The sequence below is a fragment of the Anabaena sp. CA = ATCC 33047 genome, from assembly GCF_963870205.1.
Classification (GTDB): Bacteria; Cyanobacteriota; Cyanobacteriia; order Cyanobacteriales; family Nostocaceae; genus Trichormus.
In genome coordinates this window covers 174549-195961 of record NZ_CAWMSA010000044.1, presented here as the reverse complement: position 1 = coordinate 195961, position 21413 = coordinate 174549, and the positions used below count along the sequence as shown (strand labels likewise).

General features: G+C 39.9%; 10 protein-coding genes. 5 read left to right on the top strand and 5 right to left on the bottom strand.

The genetic code is table 11. The features are described 5' to 3' along the window. Nucleotides 1–142: 142 nt before the first annotated feature. The 3 genes from AACS98_RS12765 to AACS98_RS12755 form a co-directional block, all read right to left on the bottom strand. Entirely contained in the window at nt 143–841 is a 699-nt protein-coding gene (locus AACS98_RS12765) for a Uma2 family endonuclease (RefSeq protein WP_197480155.1), read from the bottom strand. Nucleotides 842–1144: 303 nt separating this feature from the next. Further along, the gene (gene tsaB, locus AACS98_RS12760) at nt 1145–1801 is read right to left on the bottom strand and encodes a tRNA (adenosine(37)-N6)-threonylcarbamoyltransferase complex dimerization subunit type 1 TsaB (protein WP_066380326.1); all 657 of its coding nucleotides are present in this window, start codon (nt 1799–1801) and stop codon (nt 1145–1147) included. Between the two features lie 119 nt (nt 1802–1920). Next, complete coding sequence (locus AACS98_RS12755) at nt 1921–2178, bottom strand: hypothetical protein (RefSeq protein WP_066380320.1); 258 nt, start codon at nt 2176–2178, stop codon at nt 1921–1923. 351 nt (nt 2179–2529) lie between these two features. Between AACS98_RS12755 and AACS98_RS12750 the strand changes: the two genes are divergently transcribed. Continuing rightward, on the top strand, nt 2530–8562 hold the full coding sequence (locus tag AACS98_RS12750; protein ID WP_066380313.1) for a hybrid sensor histidine kinase/response regulator: 6033 nt from the start codon (nt 2530–2532) through the stop codon (nt 8560–8562). A gap of 17 nt (nt 8563–8579) precedes the next feature. Continuing rightward, nucleotides 8580–10568: an ATP-binding response regulator gene (locus tag AACS98_RS12745; protein ID WP_066380311.1), complete on the top strand. Its 1989-nt coding sequence runs from the start codon at nt 8580–8582 to the stop codon at nt 10566–10568. Between the two features lie 102 nt (nt 10569–10670). On the opposite strand, the gene AACS98_RS12740 is transcribed toward AACS98_RS12745, so the two are convergent. Next, entirely contained in the window at nt 10671–10919 is a 249-nt protein-coding gene (locus AACS98_RS12740) for a Ycf34 family protein (protein WP_066380308.1), read from the bottom strand. An 85-nt stretch (nt 10920–11004) separates the two neighbouring features. Here AACS98_RS12740 and AACS98_RS12735 point away from each other — a divergent pair, with 85 nt between their 5' ends. Next, the gene (locus AACS98_RS12735; protein WP_198161137.1) at nt 11005–12288 is read left to right on the top strand and encodes a CCA tRNA nucleotidyltransferase; all 1284 of its coding nucleotides are present in this window, start codon (nt 11005–11007) and stop codon (nt 12286–12288) included. Here AACS98_RS12735 and bchH read toward each other — a convergent pair. After that, nucleotides 12285–15971 (bottom strand): magnesium chelatase subunit H, encoded by a 3687-nt coding sequence (gene bchH / locus AACS98_RS12730; RefSeq protein WP_066380307.1) that lies wholly within the window; start codon nt 15969–15971, stop codon nt 12285–12287. The genes AACS98_RS12735 and bchH overlap by 4 nt on opposite strands. Nucleotides 15972–17347: 1376 nt before the next feature. Between bchH and AACS98_RS12725 the strand changes: the two genes are divergently transcribed. Beyond that, complete coding sequence (locus AACS98_RS12725; RefSeq protein WP_066380306.1) at nt 17348–18058, top strand: LabA-like NYN domain-containing protein; 711 nt, start codon at nt 17348–17350, stop codon at nt 18056–18058. A 1069-nt stretch (nt 18059–19127) separates the two neighbouring features. Further along, nucleotides 19128–21413 (top strand): hypothetical protein (locus AACS98_RS12720; RefSeq protein WP_198161136.1); only part of this gene is annotated, 2286 nt, incomplete at its 3' end.

Genomic DNA, 21413 nt, shown 5'->3' with positions numbered 1-21413 from the left:
AACTTCTCCTAACGGAGACGCTGCGCGAACGGTGTAAACGCAGATAAACGCGGATGAATTTGTGTTCTATCCGGTTGCAATCCGCTATATAATTCATCACTGATGAACGCTGATAATTTGTCTGTGTTCATCTGTGCTTTTTTTAAGACTGCTTGCTGGCAAGATTTTCCACGAAACTCTGATGTTCTGCACTCGCTAAACCCTGCTGTACAACTTCTATTACTTTGGCTAAATTTCCCGCCAACAACGCTGATGTTTCTAACCATAAACCAGGAAAGACTTGAGAACAAATTACACCCTCAGCATTAGGCTGAAGTTGGATGTATTCCCCTTCCTGTAATTTGAACCAATCAAAAGCACCGTCATAAACTCGCCACACTAAATATTCTTGCACCTGATTGCGACGGTAAACTTTTAGCTTTTCATGCAAATCAAGGGAAGCACTACTAGCTGCAACTTCCACAATTAACTCAGGCGCACCTTCAATATAATCATCCTCGCTAACACGAGTTTGTCCCCCATGAGCAATTCTCAAGCAAGCATCTGGTTGAGGTTCATTATCTGCGTCTAGGCGGACAGTGGAATTGTCAGCTAGTTTAACTCCTGGTGTAGCCACTTTGTAAAGTCCCAACCAAATCATAATATCAGCATGGGGTTCACCGTGACCTGTAACTCTTAACGGAGATGCCATATACACAATTCCTTCAATCAGTTCCGCTTTTTTGACTTCCGGCATACCATGATAACGACGCTCAAATTCCGGGCGGGTGAGTTTGTCGCCGTTTTCCAAAGGTGGCAGAGTTGAGACAGGAGTGATAATTGCGCTAGGACGTGTAATCATAGTCTGATTGACAGCAATTTAATGATTATAGGACTTACGCCATTGTCACAATCAAAGTTGCTTGTAGTGGACTGACACAGCTAATTTAGTGCATTAGGAAACTCTTGTGGGATGGTCATCTTGACCGTCCTGTGCAGGCAAGATGCCTGCACCACAAGAAATTTTGTATTATATTTGTGCATCATTTTAGTCGTGTCAGTCCAGTAGGGTGCGTCAGAAGAGATTAGTTGCTAAAAACGGATTTTCCACATCTGACGCACCCTACTAATGTGCCAGTTGGGTAAGTTCTGGATTAATCTCATTCTAAATATTTACTGGATGCTGTCCATAATACGGTAAAGCCTCTGACCAATGGGGACGCTTACCCAACTGCCATTCTAGATAAGCTAGTTCTAAAATACTTGTCACCGTGGCAGCTAACCCAGATTTAGCTTCAACTAAATGATAATCAGTTTTCTGGTTAGCTAAAGTTTCCTGCCATGCCTCTGGTGTAAACACCGTATCTGGTAATAAAGTGATTAATTCGTTACTATTAGAAGCAGGTTGGTAAATAGCCCCAAATACTTGTCCTCGTTGCGCTGGCATTTCCACGGCAATAGTCTGTTTTTGTTTACCTGCATTTGTCGCTGTCCAAGCAACTGCCGCTAATGTAGAAATTCCAAATACAGGAATGTTTAACTGCTGTGCTAAAGTCCGTGCCAACACAACACCTATCCGAGTCCCTGTAAAACCTCCAGGGCCTTTGGCAACTGCAATAAAAGCCAAATCTGCCCAAGTTTGTGGCTGGATAAATTCTACTAAATATTGATGTATATAACTCGATAAATCACGCCCTAAATTCCAAACATTAGACCGAGTATCACCTGCAAAATTACTAATCGCCAACCCCAATTCCGGGGTAGTAGTATGCAGTGATAAAGCGTATTTGTTGGGTGTGATATGTTCTAATTGTGTCGCCAAGGTAAATGCAAATCTTGATTGTTTAAGTTGACATATAGCAGGGAACAGGGAACAGGGAACAGGGAACAGGTTGGAATGTCTTTTAGCATAAAGCTTTGTTCCTAAAATTTGTACCTCATTTACCCCAAATCTGCTGTAATTAATTTATTCAACCACATAATCGAGCCAGCCTTGCAATGTAGTTGGAGAAAACTAGAGAAATTTAATTTGATTTGTGAACCTATTGGATTGACACAGCTAATTTTGTGCATTAGATGTAGGTTGGGTGAAGCGTAGCGCAACCCAACTAGGATATTAGTCTTGAGTTTCCTTACGTCAAACGCCATGAGCTTCAAGCCGGGAAACCCATTCACGGCGATGGCTCCCCAATCTACCATTTTTTAAATCATTTTAGTTATGTCAGCCTAGTAGGGTGGGTTGTGCTAAGAAAACTTAGATATGCTGGGCTTTGCCTTCCCTAATAGGCTCTAGCCTCTGTTTCATGCTTCGCTATCCAACTCGTTGCATCGTTACTACCTTGCTGATTGAGAATAAAAGCAAACACTTCAGATTAGTTAAATTTTAGTTACGTAATTTTATTTTCAATTAAAAAAATAGGTAACAGCTAAAAACTATGTAGACAATTGATCATACTCCCATAGTTAAACATCAGCAGAAATTATTACCATTGATAGAGAAGCAAATAACTGACTGCCAAGCAACATCATCCTAGCAGCAAGCAGAAAAATATGGGTATCAACATTGCCGATTACAATCTCACTCAAATTCTTTATGATGGTACGAATACCTGTATTTATCGTGCGATTAATCAGGCTCATCAATTAACAGCAATTATTAAAACTCTTAAAGCTGAGTATCCTACTATAGAACAGCTGACTCAGTTAAAACATGAATATAAAATTCTCCAACATTTAGAGATAGATGGAGTGATTAAACCCCAGGCGTTAGCAAGCTATCAAAATGCTTTGGGGCTAATTTTGCTAGATTTTGAAGGGGAACCTCTCAAAGAGATCATGAATAGTCAAAAATTTGATATCAGTCAGTTTTTGCAAATTGCTATTCAACTAGCTGCAACACTGGCTCAAATTCATGAAAATCATATTATTCATAAAGATATTAAGCCGGATAATATTCTCGTTAATCTCAAAAGCAACGACATCAAAATTATAGATTTTAGTATTTCATCCTGTTTGTCGAGAGAAAATTTACTTGTTAGTCATCCTAGTGGGCTGGAAGGGACTTTGGCTTATATGTCACCAGAGCAAACTGGAAGGATGAATCGCGGGATTGACTATCGCACTGATTTTTATTCTTTGGGTGTTACCTTTTATGAAATGCTCACGCAACAACTGCCATTCATAGCTACTGATGCCTTAGAAATTGTTCACTGTCATATTGCGAAAACACCGTTATCACCAAAAGATATTAATCCAGAAATTCCGCCAGCAATTTCTGATATTGTCATGAAATTATTAGCTAAAACTGCTGAGGAGAGATATCAAAATGCTTTGGGGCTAAAAGCTGATTTAGAAGCATGTTTCAGAGAACTACAAGCAACTGGAAAAATAGCTAACTTTGTTGTTGGTACATCTGATTTATACAGCCAAATGCTGATTCCACAAAAACTGTATGGGCGTGAAACAGAAGTTTTAACTCTCATGAACGCCTTTGAGCGTGTTAGCCGTGGCGCAGCAGAGATTATGTTAGTTAGTGGTTACTCAGGTATTGGCAAATCTTCTTTAGTCAATGAAGTTCATAAGCCTATATTAGCCCAGCATGGTTATTTTATTTCGGGTAAATTTGACCAATTAAAGCGAAATATTCCTTATGCGGCTTTTATTCCAGCTTTTCAGGCATTAATTCAACAATTATTCACAGAAAATACTGAAAATATCAAGATTTGGAAAGACAAAATCTTAGCAGCTATTGGTACAAATGCACAAGTAATTATTGATGTAATTCCCGAAGTAGAACAAATTATTGGTTATCAGCAACCTGTTGCTAAATTAGGTTTAAATGAATCCCAAAACAGATTTAATCTGGTATTTAAACAATTTATTACCGTATTTTGTCAACCTGAACATCCCTTAGTTATTTTCTTAGATGATTTACAATGGGCAGATGCTGCTTCTCTCAAGTTAATTCAACTTTTAAGCACTGATTCAGAGATTAAATATTTATTGCTGATTGGAGCATATCGTGACAACGAAGTTCATCTTGATCATCCGTTAATGTTGACTATACAGGAAATCCAAAAATCTGATGTAGTTATTAACAATTTGGTTCTGGAGCCGTTACAGATTTTTCATGTTCAGCAATTAGTTAGTGATACTCTCCATACTCAGCAAAAAAATTCAGCAGCACTCGCAGAGTTATTATGGCAGAAAACTCAAGGAAATCCTTTCTTTTTAACACAACTGCTCAAAACCCTTGAGCAAGACAACCTACTATCATTTAATTTTATGACTGGTTGTTGGCAGTGGGATATGGAACTGCTGCAAGATATTGAAATTACTGATAATGTCGTTGATCTGATGGTGAATCAAATTCAGAAGCTATCACCAATGACACAGAATGTTTTAAAATTAGCCGCTTGTATTGGTAATCAATTTACTTTAGATATTCTGAGTATTGTTAATCAAAAAACTTGGGATGAAACAGCAGCAGATTTATGGGAATCGTTACAGGCTGGTTTAGTCTTACCTATAGACGAATCTTACAAAATTCCTTTAGTTTTTCATAGTCTGCCAGAGGCAAACTTCACAATTAGTTACAAGTTTTTACATGACCGAGTTCAACAAGCAGCTTATTCTTTAATTGCGGATTCTCTCAAAAAAGCAACTCATCTACAAATTGGTCGATTACTATTAGAAAATAATACATTAGAAGAACGCAGTGAAAATATTTTTAATTTAGTTAATCACCTGAATTATGGGACAGAATTACTGGCTCTAGATTCTGCAAAAATTCAACTAGCTGAACTTAACCTGATAGCAGGGAAAAAAGCTAAAGCAGCAACGGCGTATGAGGCGGCTATGGGCTACCTCCAGGTAGGTTTAAGTCTGTTAACAACCGCTAGCTGGAAGCAGCAATATGAATTAGTATTAGCTTTGCATCAAGAAGCAGCAGAAGCAGCATTTCTGATGGGCGACTTTGAGCAAATGGAACAATTGGTTGAGGTGGTGCTGCAAGAAGCTGATAATGATTGGGAAAAGGTAAAAGTTTATGAGTTACGAATTCAAAGTTATGAAGTCCAAAGAAAACTTTTGGCAGCTGTCAAGCTGGGTTTGCAAGTGTTAGAAATATTGGGAGTGAAACTAACTGCATCACCAACTCCATCAGATATTCAGCAAGCTATTCAAGAAACAAGCGCAAATTTAGCAGATAAAAGTATAGAAGATTTAGTTAATCTCCCAACCATGACAGATGCAAAGCAATTAGCAGCTTTGCGGTTGATAGCCAGTTTAGTTCCGGCTGCTTATCAATCTGCACCTACATTATTTATGATGATGGCTTGTCAGGAGGTTAATTTATCTATTCAACATGGTAATACTCTGTTTTCCGCTAGCGGTTTTGCTGATTATGGTGTAGTTTTTAGTGGGTTATTACAAGATGTGGAAGCGGCTTATAAATTTGGGCAGTTAGCTTTAAAGTTATTAGATGTTTTAGATGCTTGTGAGCTAAGAAGTCAAGTTTTATTTAAGGTGGCAACTTTCCTGATTCATTGGAAACATCATATTCGAGAGACTTTACCATTATTAGAAGATGCTTATGCTAGTGGATGGGAATATGGCAATTTAGTACATACGGGATATGCAGCTAGTAATCGCTGTCAATATAGTTATTGGAGTGGTGCAGAGTTAAAAAGTCTAGAACAGGAAATGACTAGATATGGTAGGGCGATCGCTCAACTTCATCAAGAGACGGCTTTAAAGTGGCATCAAGTATTTCATCAGGCAGTTTTGAATTTATTAGACTTGGCTGAAAACCCCTGTCTTTTAATCGGTGAAGTCTACAATGAGGCACAATTATTATCAATTCATATTGCCGCAAATGAACGTACTATAATCTTCTATGTATTTCTGAATAAATTAATTCTTTGTTACTTATTTGGTAAGTTTGCGGAAGCATCCGTAAATGCTATGAAAGCCGAAGATTATTTAGACGGTGTAACAGGATGGTTGAATGTGCCGTTATTCCATTTTTATGATTCTTTAGCACAACTGGCAATCTATTCATCAGCGTCACCATCACAACGAGAAAATATCCTCAGCCGGGTGAGCAATAATCAAGAAAAAATGCAAAAATGGTCAAGTCATGCACCAATGAATTTTCAGCATAAGTATGAGCTTGTAGAGGCAGAAAAGGCGCGGTTACTGGGTGAATATTGGCAAGCAATGGAGTTTTATGAGCGCGCGATCGCAGGTGCTAAACAACAGGGTTATATCCAAGAAGCAGCATTAGCTAATGAACTGGCTGCCAAGTTTTATTTTGATTGTGGTAGAGACAAGGTTGCTCATAGCTATCTCATTGATGCTTACTATGGCTATATGCGCTGGGGAGCTACTGCCAAAGTTAAAGATTTAGCCGCAAAATATCCACATATTTTATCTCGGATAGGGGAGCAAAACACGCCAAGCTTAGAGATGAATCAAACGATTAGCTCGACGACTACAGGGATACAGGGAATGTTTGATTTATCCGCAGTTATTAAAGCCTCGCAAGCTCTTTCTGGTGAAATTGTTTTAGAGAATTTATTGACTAAATTAATGCAAATTTTCTTAGAAAATGCTGGGGCAGAAACCGGATTATTAATTTTAGAAACCGCAGGTAATTTGTTGATAGAGGCTTCCGGCAGTTTCGGACATGAGCAGATATGTTTACAGCAGTCTATCCCTGTAGAACACAGTCAAAATCTGCCCCTATCTGTAATTAATTATGTCTGTCGCACTCAGGAGAGTATTGTACTTAATGATGCCAGTTGTGAAGGAATGTTCACCACAGATAGCTATATTATCCAGCATCAAGTAAAATCTCTGCTATGTACGCCAATTGTCAATCAAGGGAAACTGATTGGCATTTTATATTTAGAAAATAACTTGATTTCTGGAGCCTTTACATCTGAGCGAGTAGAATTGTTGCAAATTTTGTCTTGTCAAGCTGCAATCTCCATTGAAAATGCTCGTCTTTATCATGATTTAGAAGAATATAATCGCACACTCGCAACAAAAGTCAATCAGCGAACTCTAGAGTTACAAGAGAAAAATTTGCTGTTACAAACAGAGATTCGAGAACGCCAAAGAGCAGAAGAAGCAGCCGCCGCCGCTAACCGTGCTAAAAGTGAATTTTTGGCTAATATGAGCCATGAATTACGTACACCATTGAATGGAATTCTCGGTTACACGCAAATCTTTCAAAAGGACAAAAATTTAACTGCTCAACAAAAAAATGGCGTGGAAATCATTCACCAATGCGGTGAACATTTATTAACATTAATTAATGATATTTTAGATATTGCGAAAATAGAAGCGCGAAAAATGGAACTTTATCCGCAAGAATTTGATTTTTCGCAATTTTTAGAAGGTATTGTTCAGATGTGCCGTGTGCGTGCGGAACAAAAAGGTATAACGTTATTATATCAATCAGTATCTTTATTACCGCGCATTGTTTACGCTGATGAAAAACGGTTACGGCAAGTTTTAATTAATTTATTGAGTAATGCGATTAAATTTACCAAACAAGGTTATGTATTTTTCAAGGTGGGTTATGTCACAGGTGCTGGTGATTGGCAACTGGTAGCTGGGGAAAATGCGGCTGAGTATTCTATTCCTAAAATTAGATTTTATGTAGAAGATACAGGTATTGGGATTGCACCTGAGCAATTATCAGCAATCTTTTTGCCATTTCATCAGGTGGGTGATAATAATCTGAAAACGGAAGGAACAGGGTTAGGTTTGGCAATTAGCCGTCAATTAGTGGAGATGATGGGCGGGGAAATTCAAGTTAAAAGTAATTTAGGTGAAGGAAGCATTTTTTGGTTAGACTTAGACTTACCAGAAATTATCTCGCCTACTGATGTTAAGAGAGTTGATGAACAAAATATCGTCAGTTTTGTTGGCTCTAGACGCAAAGTTTTGGTTGTAGATGATAATTGGGCAAATCGTTCTGTTTTGGTGAATTTGCTAGAGCCTTTGGGTTTTGAGGTAATGGAAGCGACAGATGGGTTGGATGGTATTGATAAAGCCTGTGAATTTCAGCCTGATGTGATTTTTATGGATTTAGTTATGGGGGGAGTGGATGGCTTTGAAGCTACTCGTCGTCTGAGGATGATACCAACCTTAGCACAAACTATTGTGATTGCAATCTCGGCTAGTGTGTTTGATTTTAGTCAACAACAGAGTCGTGAAGTTGGTTGCAATGATTTTCTGCCGAAACCGATTCAGGTAGCTAATCTTTTAGAAAAATTACAGTTTCATTTAGGCTTGAAATGGGTTTATCAAGATAGTAGGCAGCATCAATTACCGTCAGAAGCTGTCAATCCTACAAACCCCTGCCAAAATTTAACATTGCTAGTTCCACCCGCAGCAGAATTGGGGATTTTGCTTGATTTGGCGATGCGGGGAAATCTCAGAGGGATTGCCGAAAAAGCTAGACAAATAGAGGAGTTAAATCCAGAATTTGCCCCGTTTGCGACTCATTTACGTCAATTGGCTAAAAGCTTTAAAGGTAAGCAACTTGTAGATTTTCTCAAACAATATTAAATTTTTTTTAAGATACTATGACTATTAATTCTGTTGTTCAAGGTGTCATTTTGATTGTGGATGACACTCCCACGAATTTAGAAATGCTGTTTGATTTTTTGGCGAATGCCGGTTATACAGTGTTAGTAGCTGAAGATGGGGAAAGTGCGATCGCTAGGGCTGAATATGCGCCACCTGACTTGATTCTTTTAGATATCCTCATGCCGGGTATAGACGGCTTTGAAACTTGTCGCCGCTTGAAAAGCAACGAATTAACAACAGAAATTCCGGTGATTTTCATGACTGCCCTTTCGGAAACCTTAGATAAGGTCAAGGGCTTAAATATTGGTGCTGTGGATTATATCACAAAACCACTGCAACATGAAGAAGTTTTAGCGCGGATTCAACTGCATCTGCAACTGCGTAATTTGACGAAAACATTGCAAGTGCAGAATCAGCGTTTAGCCGCAGAGATTTTAGAACGTACTCGTGTAGAGGAAAAACTGCGAGAACAAGCGGCTTTGTTGGATATTACCACAGATGCCATTTTAGTTAAAGACATGAGCGATCGCATCTGTTTCTGGAACAAAGGCGCGGAAAATCTCTATGGATGGCAGACTCAAGAAGCGATGGGGCAAAGTGTGCGTCGGTTGCTATATCAACCAGACAATTTGTCTCAACTGCAAAATGTCACCGCTAGTTTAGCTGATGGTGATTCCTGGCAGGGTGAATTACATCAAGTTACCCGACAAGGCAAAAAAATTATTGTTGCTAGCCGATGGACAATTATGCGCGATCGCAATGGACAACCACAATCTATATTAACAGTTAACACCGATATTACCGACAAAAAACAACTAGAACGTCAGTTTTTACGGGCGCAACGCCTAGAAAGTGTCGGCACACTCGCTAGCGGTATTGCCCATGACCTCAACAATATCCTGACTCCGATTCTAGCATCAGCGCAACTATTACAACTCAAACTACCCCACGTTGATGACCGCAGTCAACAAATGTTGAAAACTATCGAGTCTAACTCTAAACGTGGGGCGGCTTTGGTGAAACAAGTATTGCATTTTACCCGTGGCGTGGAAGGCAAACGGACGATTGTACAAGTTAATTACTTGTGTTCCGAAATTCAACAAATTGTTCAAGAAACATTTCCCAAAACCATAGAATTATCTACAAATATCCCGCCTAACCTGTGGACTGTCATCGGTGATGCCACCAATCTGCATCAGGTACTGATGAACCTAGTTGTCAATGCTCGTGATGCCATGCCAGAAGGTGGTAGACTCAGTTTATCTGCTCAAAATCTTTTGATTGATCAACACTATGCCCGAATGAATTTGGATGCTTGTGTTGGCCCTTACATTGTGATTTCCATAGCAGATACAGGCATGGGTATGGAACCGGAAATCGTTGATAGAATATTTGAGCCGTTTTTCACTACGAAAGATGTAGGTAAAGGTACGGGTTTAGGTCTTTCTACGGTACAAGGCATTATTAAAAGTCATAATGGTTTTGTGAAAGTCTACAGTGAGGTAGGTAAGGGAACGGAATTTAAGATATTTTTGCCAGCCGTCGAGACAATGGCGACTTCCCAGGATGAAGACTTGCAACTACTCAAAGGTAGTGGAGAATTAGTTTTAGTAGTGGATGACGAAGCGGAAATTTTGGAAACTACGAAAATTGCTTTAGAAACTTATAATTACCAAGTGCTGACGGCGAGGGATGGGGTGGAGGCGATCGCACTTTATGCCCAACATCGGGATAAAATCAGTGTGGTGTTAATGGATATGATCATGCCATCGATGGATGGTGCTAGCACCATTCGCGCTTTGCAAAAAATGAATTCTCATATCAAAATTATCGCTGTGAGTGGTTTTGTCCCCACTCATAAACTCGTGAAATCTCCTGTAGTCAAACAATTTATTGCTAAACCCTACACCACAAAGGAATTATTGGCAGGTTTACACAGTACACTGGCACAGGAATCAAAGGGGTTGGTGTCTTTGGGGGGATGAGGGGGATGAGGTTGAATTTTTATTCAATGCCCTGTGCATCGATGACTTGTAGAGACGTTGCATGCAACGTCTCTACACAATGATTGACTATTGAAATTAATCTCAAGTGGGGACTAATTCGCCTGGGCGTAACTTTGACCATTTGCCCATTTCTGGTTTAAAACTGAGACAACCAACAACATCCCATTCCATTTCAATTGTATCTTCCTTTGTGCGGATGTTAACGTTAATGGAGGGTTCGTTGGGATCAAAAGTTGGGTTTTCGGTGAGGTGGGGTTGTTGGTGCTGTGTTTCTACTGCATGATAAGTCACACAGCGATCTACATAGTGGCAGTTGACACAAATACACATAATAGAACCAACTCCAGGGCATTTATTGTTAATCTAGCTTAAGCCCAATGATTATTCACCTGTTGCTGGGTTGATTTTTATTACAATGTTTGACTCAGTTCCTTCTACCCTAGCCCCGGAAAATTGGCCTTTTAGTCTGGAATGCTTGCCACAACCAGCTTACATGGTAGGTGGTGCGGTGCGGGATGGGATTTTAGGTAGAACCCGTGAGTATTGGGATCTTGATTTTGTGATCCCATCGGATGCGGTTCAGGTAGCTAGAGCGATCGCCCAACGTTACAAAGCTGGTTTTGTGTTACTCGACTCAGAAAGACGAATTGCGCGGGTGGTGTTTCCTGATGCTACGGCTGACTTTGCCCAACAGGAAGGCGAGAGTTTAGAGACTGACTTATATAGGAGAGATTATACCATTAATGCGATCGCCTACAATCCCCACAGCCAAGAAATCATCGACCCCCTACATGGCTGTGATGATTTACAGTTAGGTCTATTACGCATGATATCACCCAGCAATTTACAAGACGACCCGCTACGCCTATTACGTGCCTATCGCCAAGCTGCTCAACTAGGATTTATCATTGAAACCAACACCCAAAATACTATCCGTGCTTTAGCTTCGCAGATATCCCAAGTTGCCGCCGAAAGAGTGAGAGTAGAAATTGGTTATTTACTAGCCAATTCTCAAGGTACACCTGGGATAACTCAAGCGGCTGAAGATGGCTTACTGACTGCATTCTTTAAACACGCCACTCCTGAAAGTTTTCGTAAATTAGCAGCAGTCGATCAAGTTGCTAGCATACTTGCACAACACTATGCACAACTAGATAGAGAACTGCAACAATCAGTCCGTGATACAGTCAAAACTACATGGTTAAGTATTGCCAAACTCGCTTGTCTTGTCCATCCCAATCCCAGCGTTGCAGAAATTGAACTACAGGAACTCACCTATAGCCGCGCTGAAATTCGCGCTGTTATCACTGCTCTTAGACTATCCCCTCAGCTAAAGTTAGCTCATACCTTGCGAGAACAGTATTTTTTATTCCAAGAGGCAGGAATTGTATTGCCGGCTACAATTGTGCTAGCCTTAGTAAACGATAATCTGGTAGAGCCGATTTCTGGCACCAATCCATTGAGGGTATACGCACCATTGATCAGCCGCTACCTTAACCCTGATGATCTGGTCGCTCATCCCACTCAGCTAGTAAGTGGTAAAAATCTAATGATAGCATTAAATATCCCAGCATCGCCAGTAGTAGGTAAACTACTGACAGAGATAGCTGTGGCGCAAGCTGAGGGGAAAGTCTCTACGCCAGAGGAAGCTATCGAGTGGGCGAGGGAGATAATCAGTCAATTGATTGATATTTTCTAAACTGTCACACCTTCCAATTGTTCATCTGTCAACTCATATAATTGACGCAACTTATCTAACTTATCTGTATCAGCTTGCCATAAACCGCGCCCATGTGCTTCTAACATTCTGCTGACGATATTACGAAACGCTTCGGGGTTAGCTTTGCGTAATTTCTCCGCCATTTCAGGATCTAAAGCATAGGTGTCTGCGGCTTGATTGTATACCCAATCATCTTTAAAATCAGCAGTACCACCCCAACCAATTAAGGCTGTCATCCGTTGGGAAATCTCAAAAGCACCACCTGAACCTTGATTAGCCATTGCTTCCGCCCATTTGGGATTTAATAATTTGGTGCGGTATTCCATTCTGAGTAAATCATCTAAGTTGCGGGGTGTGGTGTCTTTAGAGAAACTTTCGACAAAACTGGCGGTGACTTTCTTACCGCTTTGTTGTTCGGCGGCTTTTTTCAATCCGCCTGTGTTGGCGTAATATTCCTGAATATCGGTTAAACCATATTCTACAGAGTCGATTTCTTGAACGATGCGATCGCTAGTCTTGAGTAACTGATTTAAAACTTCTGGTCTAGCTTGGCCTTTATCTTTTCTACCATAACTAAACACATTGCGACTTTGCCAAGTTTCACCTAACTCATCGCCATTTTCCCAGTTACTATCAACAACTTGATCATTTACCAAAGAACCAAAATCACCAGCCGGGTTAGAAAACAATCTCGCTGAAGTATTTTCCACACCTTGCGCCTTTAAAGCTAAGGCGTGTTTCCTAATAAAATTCTGTGCTTCTGGTTCATCAGCATCCGCCGCCCTTTGGAATAAATCATCTAATAATTCGATGATATTCACAAAACTATCGCGGAAGATTCCTGATAAATTGCCTAACACATCAATGCGCGGGTGTCCTACTTCTGCTAAGGGTTTCAACTCATAACGCACAATGCGCCCTGTTCCTTCCTTCACAGGTGCAGCACCCACCAATTCTAACAGAATCCCTAGCGATTCACCCTTAGTTTTAATCGCGTCTAATCCCCATAATAAAACTGCTACCGTTTCGGGATATTTACCATGTTCTTGTAAATGCTGACTGATAATTTTTTGAGCTATTTCTCGTCCCCGTTCATAAGCAGCAGGAGAAGGCATTCTATAGGGGTCTAAAGCATGAATATTTCTACCTGTGGGTAACACACCCGCACCATCTCGTAATAAATCACCACCCGGCGCAGGTGGGATAAATTCCCCATTTAATCCCCGTAATAAATTAGTTAATTCATCTGTAGTTTGTAGTAACAAATCTTTGATTTGCTGTTCTTCCTCTGGGTTTCTTGGCTGTTCACTACCAAAATAAGCTTCGAGATAAGCTGCTAATTCTTCTTCATTTGGTGGTTCACCTAATATATGCAAACCAGAAGAAAACAGCCGAGTTTCTAAAACTTGTAAATACTCATATAACTTCACCAAATAATCATCAAAAGCATGACCACTAAACATTTTGATATTTTCTGGCGTAAACGGAATACCCAATTTTTTCGCATCTGCAAATGGGCAATCCACATCTAAACCAGTATCAACAATCTTTTTACAAATCCCTTCCTTGAGGACATAATTCTTTTGCGGGTCTTCGCGATATTCAGAAATTAAATCTCGTAATGCTACCAATTCCTTATATAAACCAGCCCGACCATAAGGCGGGACATTGTGAGAAATTAACACCCCATAACCGCGACGTTTCGCTAAAATTGATTCTGAAGGATTATTAGCAGCATATATATAGAGATTCGGCAAATCTCCTAACAGAATATCAGACCAAGAATAACCCGTATTTCCTAAAGGTGAACCCGGCAACCATTCTACAGTGCCGTGCATCCCAAAGTGAACTACTGCATCGGCTTGAAGTTCATTTTGCAACCATTTATAAAAAGCCGCGTATTGAGGATGGGGTGTTAAATCTCGTTCAAACATTAACCGCATGGGGTCGCCTTGTATTCCCAAAGGTGGCTGTACACCTATCCAAACATTTCCTAACTGCACACCACCAATATGTAATTCCTCACCATAGGTTTTTATTCCGCTTCCTGTCAGAGATTTCCATTGTTTTTCAATGCGAGATGTGCGGAGATATCCCAACCATTTTTCTAGTTTACGGGCGTTGACAGTAGTAGCTGAGGAGGGGAAAGGCTTATTTAATTCCCATCTCTCCATTTCTTCATCAATTGCTTTTACCTGACGTATTAATTCTTCGCCATCTTCTGGAATTTCGCCGACGTTGTAACCTTGGTCTTTGAGGGCGTGGAGTAGTTTAATTAAACTGCGGGGAACGTTTAATAATGCCGCCGTACCTACTGCACCATAACCAGGAGGAAACCCATATAAAATAATGGCAATTTTCCGGTCTGCGGGTGGTTTTTGACGCAACTCTACCCAGTTTTTCACTCTGCCAATCAGACGCTGCACTCTTTCAGGAACTAAATAAATATCTTCACCCACTAAACCGCCGAGGGGAACAGTATCAATGGCACCGTCTAATTCTGGTAAGGCGTACAATACCACACTTTGCAAACCACCCACACCTTGACGAGTCCAAGAGTGGATGTCTTGAATTAATAGAGGTGCGGCGACGATGTAGGGGATATTTTTAGCGGTGAGGATGCGCTTGGCGACTTCTATCTGACGACCTGCTTCCATTGAACCGGCTGGCCCCCCGACAAGGGGAAAGCCAATTGTAGAAACAATTGTATCAACTTTCACGGCTTCTGGTGAAAGTGAGGGGGTTTCAATCTTACCTTGTTGTCGTTGTTGCAGTTCGTAGTCGGTTGTCATCCAGTCTCTTACCGCTACGTGACCTTCTACACCGTTGATAAATATGGGTAAAGGTATCAAACCCGCTTCTTCAAAACGGCGAATTAGTTGGGGAATGTAGGGTTGTTTGGTGATGACGTGTTTACGGTAGAGGAGAATGGCGGCGACTGGGGACTGGGGACTGGGGACTGGGGACTGGGGATGTTTTTCTATGCGCTGCTGGTGATACCATTCTAGGTATGCTGTGGGGGATGTAAAAAAACCTTGATAGTCGGGATGTAGTAAACCCATGTTGGGGGTTTCGATGGGTGGGGGGATGTCACCGACTTTTAAGCTTAGGTATTTTTCTCCTAGTGTCCAGAATAATGCGGCAACGTTTTCTGTGCCGCCGGCGTTCCAGTAACCGTAGATAATTAACCAGTTGCGTAAGTCTTGGACTTTCTGCACTGGCACGAATTTCAAGAGTTTGGGGCCGATTTTTAAGAAACTAATATAGCCGGCAAGTTTGTCTTCTTCCCGTCCGTTGCTGAATTTGTCGAGGATGAATTTAACGGGTTTGGGCATTCCTTTGGGTTTGTCGCCAATGGCGAATGCACCGAGTTTGGTTAGACTCATCAATTCTAAGGCTGACTCGAAGACTAGGCGGATGGGTATTTGGGCGATGCGATCGCGCAGCCACAAAACTTGGTCATAATCAAATAGTAGACTACCAAAAAACACATCCGCGCCTTGTAGTGCTGCTTCTACTTCTGGGCGAATACTTATAATATCGCGATCGCTAAATACTCGAATATCCAAATCACCACAGCGAGATTTAGCCAAGCAAGCAGCTTTCCTGTACAAGTCAGCGTTAAACGATTCAAACCCAGCAATTAAAACGATGCGTTTCATTCCCCTAAGCCCAGCAACATTTCTTTACTTTCAATTTTAAACTTGCTGGCGGGTTGATGGTTGAATATCTACCCAGAGAGATGAGGAAGCAGGGGAAGCAGGGGAAGAATAACTTTTACCCAGTCCCCAATACCCAGTCCCCAGTCCCTTCCAATACCCAGTCCCCACCTTTTGGCAAATTGGCACATTCTCTAATGTGATGGTTGTTATTGTGGAATTCGCGAATGTCTTTGTGCGACAATACCGACTTGCAGAATCCCTCGGCTCATTACCGGGGGTCTTTTTTTAAAAATATATAAATGTTTACAACAAATAACAAAAAATAACCTCCGAGTCGGACACCTCAGAGGAGATTATCAAAGACATTTAATTGTGGACTAATCTAAAGATAAATTTAGCTGGTTAATCACGTTTATTCCCTCCATCTAAAGAAACACTCTTCGGTTAAGTTGATTAGTATCAGTCGTACAAATAATGATTAATTACGGTTATCTTGGGAGTAAAATCTGTTGTTTGATTATAAGTAATAGTATCAGATTGCTGAGGGCGATCGCTTGCAATATCAAAGTTAGCTGCTGGATAAATTTCCCAATTTAGTAACTAATATTTACATCCAGCATAATGCTATAGTAAACCTTAAATTGTCGGGTGCGTTCAAGCAAAGCGCAACGCACCGCCATATTATGATAAGTTACGGCTAATTTCTCCAACAAAAACGCGCAAATCCTGACATAAACCTCACATACCTACAGAATTTTTCCTCAAAAATCTCCTTAATGCCTACAAACACCAATATATACTCATAGCAACCCAGAAATGTAAAGATTTACTGATTCTTAAAACAAAATAAATATAATTCTTTGTAATCAAATCTTTACCATAGCTATGTTTCACGAATCTTGTTAAGTCAAGATATAAATATTAGCTTAATGTAAGGCTTCTTAAAGACAGAGGTACAATAAGAATAAGATGCCAATGGCTTTTGCCGAGGCTGACCATGACAGCAAGTTGTTTTCGCCCAGTTGCTTACCCCTTGGGTCAAGTTAATGTGCTGTAGTGGGATAAAAAGGGCAGCATATCAACAGAGGGGATATCTGGTAAAACTTGTTTTGACAAGAGTTACACCAATTTTGGATGGTTGATGAACAGCGTCGATTCTGAGGCTGTTTCAGGAATCTCCAAGAATACTAACTATCTAATTTGGTGTGTGAATGACTCTGAGTCATGAAACTTTGAAATCTAAGCAGTGAACAGGATTTGAGAGTGTTGGTGTCAAGTGACTGCAAATCATTTTTTGCTGTGCTGATCAATCAGTATAGACGCTCTATTGCCAATAGTGCCAACAGCCTTGCCAAATTTAAAATCCAGAGGAATCAATGACTAACACTGGTTTTACCAAAGTAAACAATTCTTATAGACCGCTTGCTGAAGAACCTCATTCGCCAGGTAAAATTCAGATAAAAAACAGCAACCACAATGAATCTTCCAGACAGCGACAACCAAGGGCTGATTATGCTGTTACTAATGACTTAAATCGTGGTCGAGTTGCTATTTTCATCGATGGTGCTAATCTCTTTCATGCTGCTTTGCAACTAGGCATTGAAATTGACTATCTTAAATTACTCTGTCGTTTAACTTCTGGTTCACGGTTATTACGTGCTTTTTTCTACACTGGGATTGATATATCACGCCAGACTGCCACTCGTTCACGTAACAATGATAAGCAACAAGGCTTTTTATTTTGGATGCGTCGTAATGGCTATCGTGTAGTTACAAAAGACGTACAGCCAACAGATAATACCAAAAAACCGAGTTTGAATGTAGAAATTGCTGTAGATATGATCACCTTAGCTCCCTACTACGATACAGCCGTTTTAGTGAGTGGGGATGGAGATTTAGCCTATGCTGTCAATGCTGTCACCAGTACAGGCGTGCGAGTGGAAGTTGTTAGTCTGCGAACGATGACTAATGACTGTTTAATAGATGTTGCGGACTCTTTTCTTGATCTCGATAGTATTAAACAACAGATTCAAAAAGACTCTCACCTAGGGTATGGCTATCGCACATTGTCCAATTCTAATCTGTAGTTAACAAACATATTCAATCTACCTACATCTAGCTCAACGCTTATGATGTAGGTTTTTTGGTGAGGGAACGGAGTCAGAGAAAAGTCTGCATCTTCAGTTAATTATCAGTAATCAACCGGATATGATATCTATCAGTCGGAAAACTGCATTTAAAAACTAAACCGTTTAGTCTAGAATTGGGGTTTTGACTCACCCAAGACGGAAGATTACCCTTCACCTTTTTATAAAACTAAACCGTTTAGTCTAGAAATTGTCCATTAGTAGGGTGCCTCAGATGCGAAACATCTCCTCTTTATAAGCAATTCAACTCTGATGAAGTACCTACAAAACGATCATAAAAATTGCCTGAATCATATCAGCATTTGTCTGTCGATTGGGAATAAAGATACCTGTTCCCTGTTAAGAGTTCCCTAGCCCTCACAGATATAATAACTGTTCTAATGGACATGATATGACCTTTGGTTTTCTAACAGTAATTGCTTTAATGAATTAAATTTCTGGTGCTATTAATGATACTTTAACATCTCAACATTTCGATTTTTCTCTGCTCAAAGCTATGAGAAAGCGTTATTAGCATTGTTAATGCTTTTTCAGCAGCAATTAACCTGATACAGCAAATAGCCAATTATCCTGTAACTATGCCTATTGCAGCAACCTGATAGGTATACTATCGTCAGGGAAATTTTAAGTAATATTAATGAACTAAAATCTAAATTTCGTGTAGAATCAGGAACGAATAAAGAAATTAACAATACGTATTTTATTTAGTGAAATAAAATGTATATGAAACTACAAGTAAGAAGAAGGCTACTGAATTTTATTCATCAGGGTTATTGAATAACATTATGAGCCAAGGTGTGAACAGTTAGTTAGCAGCAGTGCATCAGTTGCGTGAGTAATTGCTGATTGCCAAGATTTAAGAAACAAACCCAATATTTGGCGTATTTGCTGGCTAATAAGTGGATTAATCTTGGACTAATATTTTCTTTGAGTAAATGTAACTTTATAGTTACAAAAATTTGTGTTGCCTTAATTTAACGTTAAGAATTTATTTTAATCACAAGCAGAGATGTTAGCGGAAAACAGTAGCTTCAACGATAACTCCAATGATTCCCAGTTTGGTATTAGTTCTCCTTCACAAGAGCAGCAGACTGATACAATTTTATTTCCCACTTCACAAGTCAACGGTGCTACTGATTACCAACCGCTTACATCCGCACAAATCAATAGTTATGAAGTAACAAGCTTAATTTTTGATGAGGGGAATAACCAGCAAACTGCCTTAAATCAAGATGCCCTTACCGGAGGAGAGATAAACAGCCAACTGGTAGGAATGACGAGTTTAACTAATGATTTTCTGTTAGGTCGAACATTAACAGGAACAATTGCCGAACCTGGAGAAAGACAAGTTTTTACCTTTAGTGGGACTACTGGACAACGGTTAATTTTTGATGGGTTAGCTACATCTAATAATAGCATTCGTGCCAGTTTATTGAGTCCGACAAATGTAGAACTGTTTGATATTGTAGTTAACGCAGATTCTCAGCCTATCACCTTTACCGAAACGGGAACTTATAGCATCGTATTAGATCCGAGTGGTGAGAATACAGGCAGCTATAGTTTTAGATTACTAGATGTGGGTGCGATCGCCTCCCAAAATCCCATCACACTAGGACAAACAAAATCTGATACCTTCAATCACGGCAAAGAAATAGATTTATATTCTATCAGTGGCAGTGCTGGACAGCGTTTACTGTTGGATTCTGCCACCAACGTCTCTACAAGTGGTACTTGGATACTGTATGGATCTGATAACGCTGTCATCGCATCGATAGGAGTTAACCAAAATTTTCAGACACTCTTACCCAGTACAGGCGACTATGTACTAGCTGTCATCGGTAATACCAACAATAGCACACCCTATACTTTCACTGTTAATAATGTAGTTAATGACGCGCCTGTTGTTCTCCCACCAGCTAATTCAATTCCCTTAACTCTGGGTAATTCTGTAGAAAGCTTGCTAGTTACACCAGGAGAACAAAAGGTTTATACCTTCGAGGGAAGCATCGGACAAAAATTAATATTTGATAGTTTGTTCAATTCCGTTTCTGGAATCAATGTCCGCTTAGTTAGTCCCACCCAAAATGTTATTTTTAACCAAAGTGCAAACAACGACTATCAATCTTTTAACGGACTGATTCCCATCATACTCAGCGAACAAGGCAGCTATCAACTAATCTTTAGTAGCACTAACCAAGCTGTTGGGGATTATAAATTTCGGTTGTTAGATTTAGCAGTACATACCGAATCACTCCAGTTTAATACTACCAATCCCATTACAGGCACACTCAGCTTAGGAGTGGCAGCAAAAATCTATCGTTTTAGTGGTACTACTGGACAAGAATTATTCTTTGATCAAATCAATATTAGTAATTCTAGTGTACGTTGGTCAGTTTATGGCAGTAGTCAAAAGGTACTGACTTACTCTGATTCTTTGACTGATTTTAGGCTTGTTATCCCCGAAACGGGTGACTATTGGTTAATTTTGGATGGCAGTCCAGCTAGTGACATCAATTATAGTTTTAGAGTCTCAACAATCACGACTACTACCCAAGATTTAATTATCGGTAATGTTGTCGAAGGTAAACTATTAACACCAGCAGAACAGCAAATTTACACCTTTACAGGAAGCATCGGACAACAGTTAGTTTTTGACAGTCTGTTTAATTCGCCTACTGGTATCAATGTCCGCTTGGTTAGTCCTAGTCAAAATACGATTTTTAATCAAAGTGTACGTAATGATTTGCTGCCTATCATACTGAGTGAACAAGGCATCTATCAACTAATTATTAGTAGCGGTAGTCAAACCGTTGGCGATTATAAATTTCAACTATTAGATTTAGCAGTCAATACTGAACCACTCCAGTTTAATACTGCTAATCCGATTACAGGTACACTCAACTCCAGATTAACTAGAAAAATCTATCGTTTTAGTGGAAATGCAGGACAACAATTATTTTTTGATTATCTGAATAGCAGTAATAGTAATGTTAACTGGAGAGTGTACGGCAGTAGTCAGAGGGTATTAGCTGATGCTGATTCTTTTGCTGACTTTAAGTTTGTTATCCCCGAAAATGGTGACTATTGGTTAGTGCTGGATGGTAGTTCTGCAATTGATAACAATAATTATAGTTTTAGAGTCTCGACAATCACGACTACTAGCCAAGATTTAATAGTTGGTGAGGTGGTAGAAGGGAAATTATTAACACCAGCACAACAACAAATTTACACCTTTACGGGAAGTGTCGGACAACAGTTAGTTTTTGACAGTCTGTTTAATTCGCCGACTGGTATT